This is a genomic window from Segatella copri (assembly GCF_002224675.1).
GTDB classification, from domain to species: Bacteria; Bacteroidota; Bacteroidia; order Bacteroidales; family Bacteroidaceae; genus Prevotella; species Prevotella copri_U.
Map to the genome: position 1 here is coordinate 120,694 of NZ_NMPZ01000006.1, position 17,434 is coordinate 138,127.

The 17,434-nt window shown below is 48.5% G+C and carries 12 protein-coding genes; 2 read left to right on the top strand and 10 right to left on the bottom strand.

Going from position 1 to position 17,434, the window contains the following annotated elements:
- Position 1: 1 nt before the first annotated feature.
- From CFT61_RS05375 to CFT61_RS05410, 8 genes are all read right to left on the bottom strand, one after another.
- The gene (locus CFT61_RS05375) at positions 2-928 is read right to left on the bottom strand and encodes a DUF4296 domain-containing protein (protein WP_254918866.1); all 927 of its coding nucleotides are present in this window, start codon (positions 926-928) and stop codon (positions 2-4) included.
- Between the two features lie 15 nt (positions 929-943).
- Positions 944-1,627: a lipoprotein signal peptidase gene (locus tag CFT61_RS05380; protein ID WP_089543438.1), complete on the bottom strand. Its 684-nt coding sequence runs from the start codon at positions 1,625-1,627 to the stop codon at positions 944-946.
- Between the two features lie 3 nt (positions 1,628-1,630).
- Positions 1,631-2,014 (bottom strand): TraR/DksA family transcriptional regulator, encoded by a 384-nt coding sequence (locus tag CFT61_RS05385; protein ID WP_089543439.1) that lies wholly within the window; start codon positions 2,012-2,014, stop codon positions 1,631-1,633.
- A 110-nt stretch (positions 2,015-2,124) separates the two neighbouring features.
- Positions 2,125-5,736: an isoleucine--tRNA ligase gene (ileS, locus tag CFT61_RS05390; protein WP_089543440.1), complete on the bottom strand. Its 3,612-nt coding sequence runs from the start codon at positions 5,734-5,736 to the stop codon at positions 2,125-2,127.
- A gap of 223 nt (positions 5,737-5,959) precedes the next feature.
- Entirely contained in the window at positions 5,960-6,577 is a 618-nt protein-coding gene (locus CFT61_RS05395; protein ID WP_089543441.1) for a starch-binding protein, read from the bottom strand.
- The gene (locus tag CFT61_RS05400; RefSeq protein ID WP_089543442.1) at positions 6,574-9,351 is read right to left on the bottom strand and encodes an alpha-amylase family glycosyl hydrolase; all 2,778 of its coding nucleotides are present in this window, start codon (positions 9,349-9,351) and stop codon (positions 6,574-6,576) included. The genes CFT61_RS05395 and CFT61_RS05400 overlap by 4 nt, the downstream gene beginning before the upstream one ends.
- Positions 9,352-9,610: 259 nt before the next feature.
- Complete coding sequence (locus tag CFT61_RS05405; protein WP_089543443.1) at positions 9,611-11,605, bottom strand: NAD(+) synthase; 1,995 nt, start codon at positions 11,603-11,605, stop codon at positions 9,611-9,613.
- 6 nt (positions 11,606-11,611) lie between these two features.
- Complete coding sequence (locus CFT61_RS05410) at positions 11,612-12,754, bottom strand: DUF2027 domain-containing protein (RefSeq protein WP_089543444.1); 1,143 nt, start codon at positions 12,752-12,754, stop codon at positions 11,612-11,614.
- Positions 12,755-13,028: 274 nt separating this feature from the next.
- Here CFT61_RS05410 and ispE point away from each other — a divergent pair, with 274 nt between their 5' ends.
- Together ispE and CFT61_RS05420 are read left to right on the top strand one after the other, a co-directional pair.
- The gene (gene ispE / locus CFT61_RS05415) at positions 13,029-13,889 is read left to right on the top strand and encodes a 4-(cytidine 5'-diphospho)-2-C-methyl-D-erythritol kinase (RefSeq protein ID WP_089543445.1); all 861 of its coding nucleotides are present in this window, start codon (positions 13,029-13,031) and stop codon (positions 13,887-13,889) included.
- 15 nt (positions 13,890-13,904) lie between these two features.
- Positions 13,905-14,519 (top strand): DNA alkylation repair protein, encoded by a 615-nt coding sequence (locus tag CFT61_RS05420; RefSeq protein WP_089543446.1) that lies wholly within the window; start codon positions 13,905-13,907, stop codon positions 14,517-14,519.
- A gap of 308 nt (positions 14,520-14,827) precedes the next feature.
- Here CFT61_RS05420 and CFT61_RS05425 read toward each other — a convergent pair whose 3' ends face one another.
- Both CFT61_RS05425 and CFT61_RS05430 read right to left on the bottom strand, forming a co-directional pair.
- Positions 14,828-15,331 (bottom strand): NUDIX hydrolase, encoded by a 504-nt coding sequence (locus CFT61_RS05425; RefSeq protein ID WP_089543447.1) that lies wholly within the window; start codon positions 15,329-15,331, stop codon positions 14,828-14,830.
- 27 nt (positions 15,332-15,358) lie between these two features.
- On the bottom strand, positions 15,359-17,434 hold the full coding sequence (locus tag CFT61_RS05430) for a dipeptidyl-peptidase 3 family protein (RefSeq protein WP_089543448.1): 2,076 nt from the start codon (positions 17,432-17,434) through the stop codon (positions 15,359-15,361).

Here is a 17,434-nt window from a genome sequence, read left to right on the forward strand (position 1 = left end):
GCTATCTTGTCTTAAGAGGTTCTGCCATCATCGGCTTCATTTCCCTGAGCGGCTTCAGCGGTTTGCCATCCGAAGAAGCACTATCCTTGCGGAGACTATCGGATGATGCCGAGGAAGAGCTTCCTGCCGGCGCTGCCACAGGCTTCAGCGGATGCATGCGAATCAGCTTGATATGCTCCAGGAACATCAGCTTCAAGGTGGTCTGAGAAGAGACACCCGTACCGTTATCGTCATTCATCAGCATGAAGTATCCCTTCACGCTCTTGATGCCAAGAGAATCAGCATCAGAGAGTTCCACCGAATAATGCTGGGTACTCTGAATCATGATGGTACGCTGGGCAATACTGTCATTACCAAACTGCACTGCGAGCATCGCAACACCATTGCGCATACCATCCTGGTAGATGAACTGCGCATCAAAATCGAGCATCAGGCGGTCGCCCTTATGGAAAGTAGAATCCACCTTGATATCGAAGCTGGTACTATTGAACGGCTGCACAGGCATGAACACCATCGATGTAGCGAGATTCCATACATTAGCCGTATCGCCGGTGGCAGAGAGATTAGCAAACTCTCCTCCAGCACTGGCACTACCGCCCATGGCTGTAATCTCGTTGTTGTAACGGTCGGTCAGGTCCTTATATACATCCTCCAGCAGTTCGGTATGACGCATATAATAAACCATGGAAGAATCGAACTCGGCAGAGGTGACATCGTGCTTCCTGAGCACCGCCTCGCGATAAGCCAGGCTCTGTCCCTTGTCGCCGTTGTCATCCATGTGTGCCATCGCCAGAGCCAGGTGATAATCATAAAGAATATCCGTCATCTTGCCCTTCGACAAGACGCCGCTAGGCAGGGAAGGCTTGCAGGATGAAACGCAGAAAAGCAATGCCATCACTGCCACAAGACAAATCATTAACTTCTTCATTCTCATGCCTCCTTTCTATTTCTTATCTTCCTTATTAGCAGAAGTCTCCTTCTTCTCCCCTTCCTTTTTCTTATTACTTCCTCCGAGCTGCTCCAGTTCCTTGCGACAGAAGAGCAGCATGGAGATGATACCCACGCTGACGCAGGCATCGGCAAAATTGAATACAGGATCGAAGAATGTTCCCTGCTGACCACCCCAGAAAGGTACCCACTCCGGCCACGTATAGCTGAAGAACGGGAAGCGGAACATATCCACTACCTTACCCATAAAGAAAGGTGCATATCCGTCGCCGAACGGTACCATATAGGATACATAATAAGGCGAGGATGCAGTGAACATCAGACCATAGAACATCGAATCGATCATATTGCCGATGGCACCCGTAAGTACCAGGGCTACGAGGATGATGTAGAGCAGACGATGCGTACCTCGCTTGATGATGCGATAGAGATAGACGATGAGAGCGACGATGGCTACAGAGCGCAGCAGGCTGAGCCAGAACTTGCCGATAAACGACATGCCCCACGCCATTCCGTTGTTCTCAATGAAATCGATAAAAAACCAATCTGTAACACGAACAGACTCGCCAAGGCAAAAGTGGGTCTTGATGTACAGCTTAATCCATTGGTCGATGATAAGCAGCACAACCACCATTGCCGTGACGAGCCAGCCGATATGTAAATTCCTTTTTTTCTCCATTTATTATTTCTTTCTAGCCTCCTTGGAAGCTACACTCAATGTGGCATGAGGTACTGCACGCAAACGCTCCTTAGGAATCAACTCACCCGTCTCGCGGTCGATGCCATAGGTCTTGTTCTGAATGCGGACCAGCGCAGCCTCCAGCCCCTTGATGAACTTCTGCTGGCGCTGAGCCATCTGGATGATTTCCTCCTTGCTCTGTGCCTCGCTGCCCTCCTCAAGAGCCTTGTAGGTTGGTGATGTATCTACCACATCATTACTATCTGAGTGGTTGAGCTGAGCCATACAGTCACGGTAGGTCTGCTTTGCCACCTTTAACTTCTCTTCAATGATAGCGCGGAACTCCTCGAGTTCTACATCGCTATAACGTGCTTTTTCGTTAGCCATAGACGTTGTTTTGTTATAAAAGTTATTATTAGACTAGAGTTTTAAGGAAAGAAGTTAGAAGCAAGTAGCTTCGGATAACTCCTGACTCCTAACTTCTAACTCCTAACTATTTAATTCTTCTCTACGAGAATGTTCAACTTAAAGTCATCAAACTCGGTCTCAACACCTGCGTTGTCACCGATTTCGATGCTGTCAGCCAGTACCTGACCCTTGATGTAGTCGCCGAATGACTCGATGGCGGCATTGGTCTCCTCATTAGGAGCCACAGTCACCTTGATGCGGTCGGTAATCTCCAGACCAGTCTCCTTGCGGAGGTTCTGGATACGGTTGATCAGCTCACGAGCCATACCCTCCTTCTTCAATTCAGGAGTCAACTCTACCTCAAGCGCTACGGTCAGATTGCCCTCGTTAGATACGAGCCATCCTGGGATATCCTCAGAGATAATCTCCACGTCGGCTACCTCTACCACGGCTTCCTGTCCGTCAATATTCAATGTGATGTTGCCTGCCTTCTCGAAGGCTGCAATCTGGTTCTGATCGAGTGCTGACATCTGGGCAGCAACACCCTTCATCAGCTTGCCGAACTTCTTACCCATCACTCTGAAGTTACACTTCACCTTCTTCACGAGAATGCCCTGACCCTCAATGAAGTTAACCTCCTTCACGTTCACTTCGTTCTTCAACAGTCCGGCTACTGCCTCGATATGTGCCTTCTGTACATCATCTACGGCAGGAATCATGATCTGCTGCAGTGGCTGACGAACCTTGATGTTCACCTTACGGCGCAATGCCAATACCATGGAAGTAATCTTCTGGGCGATGGCCATACGCTCCTCCAGGTCGGCATCGATAGCAGCCTCATCAGCTACAGGGAACTTATCGAGGTGTACGCTCTCCAACTCGCCGCCCAAGTCGTGATACAACTCGTCTGCATAGAATGGAGCGAATGGTGCCAGGAGCTTAGCCACTGTCATCAAACAGGTATAGAGAGTCTGGTAAGCACTCAACTTATCCTCGCTCATCTCCTTACCCCAGAAACGTTTACGGTTCAGACGAACGTACCAGTTAGAGAGGTCATCGTTGACGAAGGCATCGATAAGACGGCCTGCACGGGTTGGGTCGTAGCCAGCCAACTCTCTGTCAACGCCCTTGATGAGGGTATTGAGTGAAGAGAGAATCCAGCGGTCAATCTCTGGGCGCTTCTCGAATGGCACCTGAGCAGCCTCTGCATCGAAACCATCGACGTTAGCGTAGAGGGCGAAGAAGCTGTAGGTATTATATAAGGTACCGAAGAACTTGCGACGGGTCTCATCTACACCATTAGGGTCGAACTTGAGGTTGTCCCAAGGCTCGCTGTTGGTCATCATATAGAAACGAACAGGGTCGGCACCATACTTATCGATCATCTCGAATGGGTTGGTCACATTGCCCACGTGCTTACTCATCTTGTTACCCTTGGCATCGAGAACGAGACCAGAAGAGATTACGTTCTTGAAAGCTACGCTGTCGAATACCATGGTAGCGATGGCGTGCAGGGTGAAGAACCATCCACGGGTCTGATCCACGCCCTCGTTGATGAAGTCGGCTGGATAGAACTTAGGAGGAATAGCATATCCCTCGTAGGTGCTGTGGATGAGTGCATCGCGGTCTGCCTCTGTGCCACGTGCCATCTCTCCCTCGAATGGGTAGTGGAGCTGGGCATAAGGCATTGAGCCTGAATCGAACCATACGTCGATGAGGTCGCTCTCACGATACATTGGCTTGCCCTCCTCGTTAACCAATACAATCTTGTCAACGTATGGACGGTGGAGGTCAATCTTATCATAGTTCTCCTGACTGTAGTCGCCAGGAACGAAACCATTCTCCTTCAATGGGTTGCTCTGCATAATACCGGCAGCCACAGACTTCTCGATTTCAGCATACAGTTCCTCCAAGCTGCCGATACACTTCTCGCCACGGTTCTCATCACGCCAGATTGGCAATGGAGTACCCCAGAAGCGGGAACGTGAAAGGTTCCAGTCGTTCAGGTTCTCGAGCCAGTTGCCGAAACGGCCTGTACCGGTGCTCTCAGGCTGCCAGTTGATGGTCTTGTTCAATTCTACCATGCGCTCCTTGCGGGCAGTATCCTTGATAAACCAGCTATCCAATGGGTAGTAGAGGATAGGCTTGTCGGTACGCCAGCAGTGAGGATAGTTGTGCACGTGCTTCTCACTCTTGAAAGCCTTGCCCTCCTGCTTCAACTCGTAGCAGAGTACGATGTTCAGGTCTTCAGCCTTTTCAGAAGCCTTCTTGTCCCAGACACCATCCACATTAAACTGTGGGTCATAGGCATTCTTCACGTAGTCGCCTGCGTGATGAGCGTATGCCTCCTTGTTAACGCAAGCGCTCACGAAGTTGGCATCGAGGTCTTCGATGAGATAGAACTTACCCTGGAGGTCAACCATTGGGCGGGTCTCACCCTTCTTATTAATAAGGTAGAGAGCTGGGATGTTGGCATCCTTAGCCACCTTGGCATCATCGGCACCGAATGTAGGAGCGATGTGAACGATACCTGTACCGTCATCGGTAGTAACGTAGTCGCCGAGGATAACACGGAAAGCCTCGCTATCCATCTCAACGAACTTATCGCGACCATCCTCAGAAGCGAATACCTTCTCAGGATGAGCTGCAGCATATTCTGTAACGAAAGCTGGAGCAAAAGCATCTACCTTCTCGCATGGCTTTACCCATGGCAGGAGCTGCTCGTAGTGCATGCCTTCGAGGTCTGTACCCTTCATGTGGTCGATAATGCGCCATGGGCACTGCTTCTTCTCCTTGTCGAATGGCAGGAGATCGCCCTCCTTGCACTCCTGGTCTGCCTTCAGATATGAACCTACCAAAGCCTCAGCCATCACGAGTGTCATAGGCTCGCCATTGTAGAGGTTGTAGGTCTCGATAGCTACATAGTCAATCTTAGGACCCACACAGAGAGCCACGTTTGATGGCAAAGTCCAAGGTGTAGTGGTCCATGCGATGAAGTATGGCTTGCCCCACTTGGTCCACTCTGCCTTAGGATCCTTGATGAGGAACTGGGCTGTGGTGGTGAGGTCCTTTACATCGCGGTAGCAGCCAGGCTGGTTCAACTCGTGAGAGCTCAAACCTGTACCTGCGCCTGGAGAGTATGGCTGGATGGTGTAACCCTTGTAAAGCAGACCCTTGTTGTAGAGCTGCTTGAGGAGCCACCAGAGAGTCTCGATATACTTGTTATCGTAGGTAATATAAGGATGATCGAGATCCACGAAGTAACCCATCTTCTCGGTCAATTCGCGCCACTCAGCGGTGAACTTCATCACGTTCTCGCGGCACTTGTGGTTGTAATCCTCGGTAGAGATATACTTCTCTGAAGCCTTGTTGTCGATATCTTTCTTGGTGATGCCGAGTTCCTTCTCGACACCGAGTTCAACAGGGAGTCCGTGGGTATCCCATCCCGCCTTGCGGTGAACCTGGAAGCCCTTCATGGTCTTGTATCTGTTGAATGTATCCTTGATACTACGTGCCAACACGTGGTGAATACCCGGGTGGCCATTAGCAGATGGAGGTCCCTCAAAGAAGATAAACTGAGGACAGCCTTCACGCTCATCGATAGACTTGTGGAAGATATCATTTTTCTCCCACGCTGCTAGTACGTCATTGTTTGTCTGAGTCAAATTCAGACCATTGTGCTCGGCAAATTTCTTAGCCATATTATCTATTTAAATTTTATATTGTTTTTACTTTTGGGCGCAAAGTTACAAAAAAAAAGGTTTTACCCAAAATCTTTAATATATTTTCTACTTATATATACAAAAAAGACTCCTAAATGACTGAAAAATTGCTCTTTTCAAGTCATTTAGGAGTACTAAAACCTAAAATAAATGAAATATGATAAACTAAATGTTTCTAAAAGTAATGGCGGCTAACCATTGACTACTTGATAACAAACTTCTTGCCATTGCAGATGTACATACCTGGAGACAGGACATACTCTGCATCAGAAACCTTGTTCACTTCGGCTACCTTCACACCATTGATAGAGTAAATCTGCAACTTAGCAGGAGCCTTCTTGCAACCTACCTGGTTGATACCTGTTGAGGCAGACTCATTGGTCTTACCGTTGCGGTAATAAACTGCACCGTTCTCGAAAGCATTGGTCTTACCGTTGCGGTCATAAACTGCACCGTTGACGAAAGCAAAAGTTTCTGTCTGGTTGACACCATTACCATTATTGTTGAAGATAATATTAGTAGGAGCACCTGTCAAATCACCATCAAACTTCCACATCCAGACATCCAGACCATTCTTCTTCATGTCAGTCTTAGTACAGCTTACACCTGGCCAGGTACCACCGGTAAAGTTGTCTGCATCATTCCAAGCCCATACGTGGATGTCACTCCATTCTGCAGGAGCGAGGAAGTAAGCGAAGATACCTGTTGGAGTAGGAATAACTACCTCTTTTATCTTGGTGAAGGTTGCAGAACCAGTATTGGTTTCATTGTCAGTATTGGTTGCGCTCCAAGTTACAGTCTTGCTCTCGCCTTCCATCATGTCAGCACCGAGAGTAAAGTAGCAGCCTTACCAGGAGTAAAAGCCACCTGCTCGCCATCACCAATCTTATACCAACCGCTCTTGGCATTGTTGCTGAGGGTTGCTGTTACGGAGATAGTCTTCTGGAAGTCACCACCATTAGGACTCAAAGTAACCTTGGCTGCAGTATTGACAGGAGCGTCAATCTTCTTGGCACTTGTACCACCATCATACTCCAAGTGGATATCGCCTGTGATACCAGTGATTTCACCAGACTGTGCACCATTTCCATTATTCAAGATGACATTGAAATTCTCTACGCCATCGAAAGAGTAAGTCCAGTATTTAGCACCATCAATCTCCACAGGACCGGCCATTACCTTACCAGGCCATGCGCCTGTCAAGTCTTTGCCGTCTGTACCTGTTGTCCAAGCATGGATGTGAGGAGCATTAGCAGCCTTTACATATACCATGATAGAAGCATTAGGATCTACCTTGGTGAAGGTCAAGCTACCGCTCTTCACTTTACCGTCCTGGCCCTCTGCGCTCCAATCAATAGTCTTGGTGTCGCCAAAGTTCATACCTTCGCCGATGGTAAGGTTCTCACTCACACCAGGAGTCAAGTTCACCTTATCCTGGCCTTGTATCTGATACCAACCAGACTTAGCGTCTTCAGAGAGAGTAACTGTCATGTTAATAGTCTCAGTGCGGAATGATCCACCTGCCTGTGAGAATGAAACGCTTGCAGGCTGAATAGGAGCCTCATCAATCCAAGTTGTACCAGCCTCTTCATTACCATCATAGGTCTGACCACCCTTATGCTGAGCAGCAGTTTCGTAGATGAAAGCGCCATCCTCAATGAGCTTGCCACCAGTCCAGTCTTTCACGAGTACGCGAACCTGACCCTGATTATTAGGAGCATCAACGGTGATAGTAGGACCTGTGTAAATCTTGCCTGTTACCAAGTCTGTATAAGTACCAGCTGGGCAATCTGTGAAAGTAGCACCACCATTGAGGGCTACGAGTGCATAGCTGTCCTTATAAGCACGCTTGAAAGCGATACCGCCATTGGCAGTGCAACCATCTGTAGTCCACTGACCCTTGCGGAGAGCAGGCACTGCCTGACGAATCTTGTTCAGACGGATGAGGTGCTGAGCCACATCATGATTCAAAGAGGCAGCCACATTACCAGAAGCCTTGTATTCACCGAAGTCTGATGCTTCTACATCACCTGTGATATAACCACCGAAGTAAGCACGACCGGTGTTAGAAAGAGGACCATTAGGACCTTTATCAATTACTACACCACGACGGAAACCTACCTCAGAACCATAATAGAGACATGGGATTCCACGGAAGGTAAACAAGAGAGAGAGGTTCTCAGCCCACTGAGCATCTGTACCACCGAAACGGTTGGTATCGCTTGGACCTGGACTATAGTCATGGCTATCTACATATACCACATTGAAAGTAGCGTCATTATAGCACTCGTCGCCGCTTGCCAAGCTGAAAGCCTGTTGGGCAGTGTTGTAGCTGTAGTGCATAGGGAAGTCAATGACGTTGAATCCGCTTGACTGAGAATAGTCTGGCTCGTGCCATGCACCATTGAGCATCTTGGCATTGTTGCTCTTTGGAGAAGTAGTCTCCTCCAAGCAAAGCAGTTGTGGACCTACAGGCTCAGAACCCTCAGGAATCACCTGATTATCCCAGTAACTTTTGCTTCCATCCCATTTGTTGAGCAAGGCCTCGTCCGACTTCCAGGTATAGAAGTAGCAAGAGAGGTTTGCCTGACCTCTATAGGTTACATCGTTCATACGTGTACAAACCTCACCATACATAAAGAAAGGTGCCTTGTTCAAGCGCTTGTTCTCGTACTGCTTACCAAGTGCTTCAAATTGAGGGATAAACTCCTTGTTGAATGTCAAGCGGGAGATGTGGCCGGATGTATCAATACGGAAACCATCGACACCCATCTTGATAAACTGTCCATAGCAATCTACGAGATACTTAGCCACGTAGTCGTTCTCTGTGTTGAGATCCACACAATCACCAGCAATCTGACCCATCCAACGGCTTGGGAAGTCCCAGTTCCAGTTGTTGGCAGTATGGTGCCAATAGTTGTGTATATCGTGGTTATTGCCATCTGTATTCTTCATCAGGGCAAGACGACGCTGATACTGTATCTTTACATTGCCCAAGTAATCATTGCCCAACTTTCTCTCATCAGGGATCATACAAGCATCAATGTATGCTTGGTTACGAAGATGAGTATCACGGTCGAACATCTTGCAGAGCTTCTCCTCACCGAAGTTACTGGTGTGGTTGAGCACGATGTCAAGAATGATCTTGATACCCTTGGCGTGAGCCTTGTCGATGAGTTCCTGGAACATCACGTCACCGCTCTTTTTGCCGTCACCACTCTGATAGCGGCAGTCAACCTTAGAGAAATCCATGGCATGATAGCCGTGGTAGTCGTAACCAGAAGCGTTCTGTACGACAGGAGTAATCCAGATGGCAGTGAATCCAAGCGCCTTGATGTAGTCGAGCTTGTCAATCACACCCTGGAAGTCACCACGCCAACAAGGATCCTTGGTACTCTTCTGTGCTTCCTGGTTGTCCCAGCAGAGCACGTTGTTACTTGGATCTCCATCGTAAAAACGGGTGGTGATCATGAAATAGATACTTTCGTCTCGGAAATCAGTACGATTGCTGGTAAACGTGTCTGTAGCCATCGTCTGCATAGAGACCAACATGAGCATTAAAACCGCCCATAATTTTGCGACAAGTTTCTTCATAATGAAATTGTTAAGTTAAAATTAATTAGTTGAATTATCTGCCGCAAAATTACAAACTATGTCTATCCGCCCAACAAGATATTTCACGTTTCTGCTGATATTTTTGTGCAATCGATTTCTCAAATATTAAGAAAAAGAGGCTGGATTCTGTAAACCAAATATTTACAAAATCCAGCCCCTTTAAGAGTAAATAATTAATATAACGGGCGCGCCAGAAAACAGAAAGAATATTGTACTTTTGGCTTGTCCGAAATCAATTTCAGAGGTTTTCCGCCTCTTGCAGCCAGATGGTGGATGCGGCATCGCTAGGCATGCGCCAGTCGCCACGAGGACTGAGGCTCACGCTTCCCACCTTCGGACCATCAGGCAGACAGCTTCGCTTGAACTGCTGGTTGAAGAAACGGCGAACAAATGTCTTGAGCCATTTCTTGATAGTCTCCTCATCGTAGGAATCAGGATCGTTGTCGCTGATCTTCACACGCTCCAGCTTGGTATCGATAAACGCCTTCTTTGCCAGCATGTAGATTTTGGCTGGTCGGAATCCGAAACGCAGGAAGTAATAGAGGAAGAAATCGTGCAACTCGTATGGACCCACCAGGTCTTCTGTCTTCTGCTTGATGTTACCATTTTCATCGGCAGGAATCAGCTCCGGACTGATAGGTGTGTCGATGATGTCGCGCAGGGTGATGCGGCTCTGCTCATCTACCCCACTCTCGGCAACATGGTTCACGAGATGGCGGATCAGGGTCTTAGGGATGCTGGCATTCACGCCATACATGCTCATGTGGTCGCCATTATAGGTAGCCCAGCCCAGAGCCAGCTCAGAAAGGTCGCCGGTGCCTATCACCATACCGCCCATCTTGTTGGCAAGATCCATCAGAATCTGTGTACGCTCGCGTGCCTGCGAATTCTCATAGGTTACATCATGCACGCTGGCGTCATGACCGATATCCTCAAAATGCTGGGTCACCGCCTTGGCGATGCTGATTTCCCTGATGGTGATGCCCAGACTCTTCATCAGCGAGATGGCATTATTATATGTTCTATCGGTGGTTCCGAAACCTGGCATGGTAACACCCATGATGCCTCGGCGGTCCATCTTCAGCTTATCGAATGCCTTCACGCAGACGAGCAGGGCAAGGGTGGAATCCAATCCGCCGCTGATACCTACTACCACCGTCTTGGCATGGGTATGTACGATGCGCTTGGCAAGACCCATCAGCTGGATATTGAAGATCTCCTCGCAGGAGGCATCCATATCACCGCTCGTAGGGATGAAAGGATGAGGATTCACCTCACGCTCTAACACGAACTCGCGTTCGTTCTCGGTAGGATCAGCATCGATGTTACGGATGTTGAACTGTCCGCCGAGAACCGAATATTTGATGTTACGCTGGGCATTGACATAGGTGGAATTTGTGCGACGCTCTGAACGGAGTTTCTCCACATCAACCTGCGCGATAACCATCTGAGGTTCAAGAGAGAAACGCTCACCTTGTGCAAGTAAAGCTCCATTCTCATAAACCAGGGCATTTCCGCCATATACCACATCCTGCGTACTCTCGCCAAAACCGCAGGAACTGTAGATGTAACCCGTCATGGTGCGGGCACTCTGCTGGCTCAGCAGACTTTTCAGATAGTTGTGCTTTCCGATGAGTTCATCGCTCGCAGAGAGGTTGAAGATGAGGTCGGCACCAGCCAGTGCCAGCTTGTTGCTAGGAGGAGCAGGAGCCCATACATCCTCGCATATCTCTACGCCAAACTGCACGCCGTCATAGGTGCGGAAAATCTGCACATCCGGAGTCAGCTTCACCTTATGTCCGGCATAGCGGACCTCGCAGTCGCGCAAATCCTGGGCAGAGGCAAACCAGCGCTTCTCATAGAACTCGCTGTAGTTAGGGAGATAGGTCTTAGGCACGATGCCCAGAATCTGTCCGTGCTGGATCACGATACCGCAATTCAGCAGCAGATCGCCAGCCACTACCGGAGCGCCAACAATGGAGATGATGTCGAGTTTGCGGGTGAAATCGAGCAACATCATCACCGCCTGCTCTGACGATTCCAGGAGCATCTGCTGGCGGAAAAGGTCCTGACAGGAATAGCCTGTAATAGACAATTCCGGGAAGGTAATGATCTCTACGCCCTTGCCTTCAGCCTGGGCTATCAGATCTTCTATCTGTTGGGTGTTGAAGATTACATCGCCTACCTTGACGGCAGGGATGGCACTTGCCACCTTCATAAATCCGTACTTCATGATAAATTACTTTATTGTTACCTGTGTGGCACCATATCCATACTCCTGGAAGGAAGCATCCTGATAGGTGCAGTTCTTATAGCGATAGTTCAGCTCATGGATGAGTGCCTGGCGCAGAACGCCCTCGCCCTTGCCGTGGATGAAGATAATCTTCTGGCCCTTGTTCTTCTTGTTCTCCGCCATTGTCTTCTTGAAGATATCCATCTGATAATGAAGGATATCAGCAGAATTCATTCCAGCAGTTGTTTCAAGCACCTCATCTGCATGAAGATCGACGATGAGGGTACCGTCATCCTTCTTGCTCTTCTTCTTGCTGGTGTTGGCAATCACCTTCTCGTCCTTGTACATCTGCTCCTTCAATCGCTTGGAATCGATGACCAGCGGACGGGCTACCTCGTCGTTCTCCACGATGGTGAAGAGATAGGCTGGTGTCTCGAAGAAATCATTCTCCTCGAAGAGATGGAGCTTGTAGAACTTCACTGGGTCCAGGCGGAACTGGACATCCGTAGCTGGCTTCAGCAGGAATGGCTTGTCCTTCTTGTAGGCAATCATCTGGATGGCGATGTGCTCCATCTCATTCAAAGCCTCACGACCGAATTCCTCGATGAAGAGCTTGGTGTTTGGCTCGATTTCACCCTCCGCCTTCAGGGTCCACGCATTGCCCTCGGCTACGAGATAGGTGTAGCGCAGATAGTAGTTGCTGTCGTTCACCATATACGATTCGAAGCGGGTGTTGGTCACATCCTTGATATCGATAGGCACGAAGGCGAGATAGGCGCTGAGCTTGTTACCGCCCGTACGCTCCTGAATCTGCTTTACGAAGGTAATCTCGCGGTCGGCAGCATCATACTCCTCTACGTTCATATCCACATCATTCTCGTGCTCGTTCAGGATAGCCTTGATGCTTCTGCTGTCCTGATGCAGTTCGGTGTTGGCATGCTCTTCAGCCTTCTGCTTGGCATCCATCTTGGCAGAGATCATCTTGCCCATGGCATAGTCATCCTGCTCTACCACTACCACCTCGTTGATCGGCATCGGAATCTCGAAGCCATCTTCATCCTCTACCAGCACGATATTCTTGCCCTGGAAGCCAGCCACCTTTCCGCCGCCCACTTCGCTCAGGAATCTTACTTTATCACCTTTCTTCATATTTCTATTTAATTTTATTTTTATCTAATCATCTATCTATCCTTAACTCAAAATCTATTTTCCCTCAAGCGGAAACACTCTTTCTGAAATGAGGATACACTTTGCAAAGGTACAAAAGATATTGCAGAATATGGATGTTTTTAATATTTTTAATGCAAGTAAGAAAATAATCTTGATGAAAAGCACCGGGTTTGGGATATTTTTTATATCTTTGCAAGTAGATTGCATATAGATTGCACATAGTTAATGTATCACTCTTAAACAATGATTGATTATGATTACATTTCCATGCGCCAAGATCAACCTTGGCTTAAATATAGTAAGCAAGCGCGCTGATGGTTACCACAACCTGGAAACCGTGTTCTACCCTATCCCCCTGGCTGATGCCTTGGAGATCAAGCTGATGGGAGATGAATTTCCTAGCGAGGTAGCCTGCGACCTGAAGATTACAGGCAATGCCGTGGATTGCGATGAACAGAAAAACCTGGTGGTGAAGGCATATAATATGCTGGCTGCCGACTTCAAGATTCCCCGCATTCATACGCATCTCGTCAAGCGAATCCCATCTCAGGCAGGAATGGGTGGCGGCTCTGCGGATGCTGCCTATATGATCCGTCTGCTCGATGAGCGTTTCCGCCTGAACATCGGTATTCCTGAGATGGAGCGATATGCTGCCAAATTGGGTGCCGACTGTGCCTACTTCATCAGTGCAGACCCGGAGAATGGAGATACTGCCTGCTATGCTGAGGGTATCGGCGATGTACTGATGCCGGTAAGCGGTCCTGGAGATAACATGAAGGGATATTACATTGTGGTGGTGAAGCGCGACGACATCGCCGTAAGCACCAAGGATGCCTATGCTGCCATCACTCCTAAGAAGCCTGCGAAATGCTGCCGCGACATCGTTCGCCAGCCTATCGAGACCTGGAAGGATGAGCTTGTCAACGATTTCGAGGCGCCTATCTTTGCGATGCATCCAGAGTTAGCAGAAATCAAGCAGAAGCTCTATAATCTGGGGGCTGCATATGCAGCTATGAGCGGTAGCGGCAGTGCCATCTTCGGTATCTTCAAGCATAAGCCAGCGAATATCGAGGAGCAGTTCGAAGGAATGTTCTGCAAAGTATTAAAACTTTAGATTTAAAATATTATAATGAACGAAGAAACACATCAGAAACTGATGACTATCAAGCGAAGCTTTCGCTTGTTGATGAACGGTCCGGGTTCGCAATCCATGCGAGACAAGGGCTTGGGATATAAACTGAATTGGGGTGTACCCTTCTATGAATTGAAGAAGATGGCGCAGGAATACGGCAAGGATTACGACCTCGCCATCGAACTCTGGAAGGAAGACATCCGAGAGTGCAAGATTCTTGCTACCCTCATCATGCCTGCCGACAAGATGCTTGCCGAGATAACGGATATCTGGATGGAACAGGTACAGAGCCAGGAAATGGCTGAAATGCTTGCCTTCAATCTGCTGCAATATGTGGAATATGCACCGGTGATTGCGTATCAATGGATTGCAAGCAATAAACCGCTGTATGAGATTGCCGGTTTCCAGCTTCTTGCCCGCCTCTTTGCGAATGGTAAGGAGCCTAACGATCGTGGAATCAATGAATTCCTGGATCAGGCTGCCGTGGCATTGCAGGGTGATAATATGGGAGTGAAGCATGCTGCCGCCAATGCCGTAATGCGCTTCTGCGATTTCGGAGAGGATTTCGAGAAGATCGCAAGAGGAGCACTCAAGGGTATCTTTGAGATATAATAAATCCGCAGAGCATATTTTTAGCTCTGCGGATTTTTTTCATTGATTCCGCTAGGCGTCTCTCCGGATTTGAAATTATATTCCGCTAGGCGTTCCGCCGGATTTGTAATCCGGCGTCAAAAAAGGTTCGACCTATTAAAACCGGGGGATTTGTAATCCCCCTATCCATCAACAGCATTCTTGCTTGCTGCGGATTACAAATCCGCAAAGCTAAATTAGGTTAGGACATTTTTTAACGCCGGATTTCAAATCCGGCGGGACGCCTAGCGATGCTCTGTGTAAATCTGTGAAATCTGTGGGACATTTTCTTAGCAGTCGAAAAACTTTTGGTATTCGTTTTCAAAATTCGGAGTGAAAACACCCTTGCCGATGTTTTCCTTGATTTCTTCCTTACTCCAGAATCTACCACCAGACAGCTCTTCCTGGCTCGGCTTCACTTCACCATCATATACACAACGGTGAACATATACCAGCTCCTTTTCTCTCTGACTCTCAAAGACATAATGTCCTAAAGACTCCGGTTCGAAATCGGTGATACCCAACTCTTCCCTCACTTCACGATGAAGCGCCTGATTCACACTCTCGCCTAAATCCACATGTCCGCCACAGGCAGTATCCCACTTATCAGGCTGGATATCCTTCCATGCCGGACGGTGCTGGAGATACAGTTCTCCCTTACTATTGAATACATGCAGATGAACCACAGGATGCAATATCTTGCATCCATCATGGGCATGACCTCGGGTGATTGCACCCAAGATATTACCCATTTCATCTACTATCGGAAATTCCTCGTTCTTATTATCTGTCATATCTATTATTATAACGTTATTTATTATTTATAACGTTCCGTACTCCTCAGAATAGCGGAGCATCTGGTCGGTATAGCTCTCCTCATAATCGAGATTTACGTCGATAGGATTACCCTCCTCATCATAGACCAGCGTCATTTTAGGATTGATGAAGCCCTTGTATGGAGCCAGATTCAGCTTCTTGTATCTCGCCAGAATCTCGCGATGCAAGTCGGGATCGATATTCACGGCATACTTCTCCACCAACTGGCGTGCTGCCTCGAAATCTCCCTCGCTCTTGATTCGCTGAATCTCTGCAAGGAGTTCTCCGAAGAGATGACGGAGCTTCTCGTAATCATTCACCTTCACATAGGTGCGGGTGGTTACGATATTTCCCTCAGCATCCTTCAAGGCATCCTCGGCAGAAGCATAGCTTACTTCTTCCGTAACCAGTTCCGCGGCTCCCTCGGCATGCTCCAGGGTCCACCAGGCAATGAGGGCACGGTTTCTCATGTGCGCCTCCTCTATCTTGTCACCCTCCTTGATTCGGATAGTCTGGGTGAGCAAACCGTTCATCAGATAGCTGTAATACTGCGCCTTGTAAGCTTCATCATTCGGAGTCAGCCCCAACTCAACCAACTTATGGTCAGCCACATAGTACAGACCGAAAAGATCGGCTCTCGCCTCCTCTATCGTGTTGCCATACGCCTTCAGGGCATCAGGATCGGTGCCAGGAAGAAGCTGACCGCTGCCGTGTCCCAGACACTCGTGAAGGTCGGTATGCAGGTCGTCGGTGATATCAGCATACTGATTCATCAGCGCCACAGTCTCCTCATCGATGACAAACTCATCTCTGAATCCGTTGCCCTGAGCCGCCTTGTTGTAGGCATCAGTCAGGTTGCCGATGGTAACGCTCTTCGAACCGTGCTCCTGACGGATCCAGTTGGCATTAGGCAGATTGATGCCGATAGCCGAAGCAGGATATTCCTCTCCGCCGAGCATCGCCGCACAGATTACATTGGCGGTAACACCCTTTACCTCCGGTTTGCGGAAACGTGGATCCACAGGCGAATGATCCTCAAACCACTGAGCATTCTTACTGATGGTCTGGGTTCGCTGGGTAGCCTCTAGGTCCTTGTATTCCACGATACCCTCCCAGGTACCTTTCAATCCCAATGGGTCGCCATATACTTCGATGAATCCGTTGATGAAATCCACCATGCCTTCGTGCTGCTCTACCCAGGCGATGCTGTATCGGTCGAAATCCTCGAGATTACCGGTGCGATAGAACTTCACGAGCAGGTCGATGACATGCTTCTGTCCCTCATTCTCAGCGAATTTCTGCGCCTTGAGCAACCAGGACACGATTTCCTTGATAGGCTCACTATAGAGTCCATCCTCCTTCCATACCAGCTCAATCATCTCGTTGTTGCGCTTAGTGAGCTTGGAATTGAGTCCGTAAGATGGTGGTGTCGGGTTAGAGGCATCCTTCAGTCGGGCATAGAATCTCTCCACTTCCGCCTGAGTCACATTCTCATAGAAGTTGCAGGCAGAAGTCTTTACCAGGTCTTCGCCATCGGTCTGGTTCACTCTCTTCGGCATCACCTCCGGATCGAAGATGACAGGTACGAGCTGAGCGAGGAGATCTTCCTTGCTCTCTCCTCTCTTGAGCGGCAACTCTTCCTCAGAGATTTCCTCCATCAACTGATAGAAGAATTCCTCAGAGAATCCCGGCTTGAATTTCTCGCAGCCATAATGATGATGGATGCCGCTGGCAAACCATACGCGCTTCAGATATACTTCGAAAGCCTTGAATTCTTCGGTATCGCATACAGAAGAAGTTTCGATTTCAGTAGTAGAATCGCTTGCTGTCTCTGTGTTTTCGATAGCCTCTCCGATTATACCCTTGTAATGGCGATAGATTGCCTCCAGGGTTTTGCGAATGCGCAGGTTGTACTTTCCCTGCTGGTCGAACGTGATGTCACGTCCCATCAGGGTAGCCTTTGCCAGGCAGTAAATATACAATTTCTGATTGAGCGACAATGCATCGAATCCCTTCAGCTCGTAACGCAGCATCTGGATGTCGGCAAAGCGCTCGTGGGTGTTTACATTACAATTTGCCAT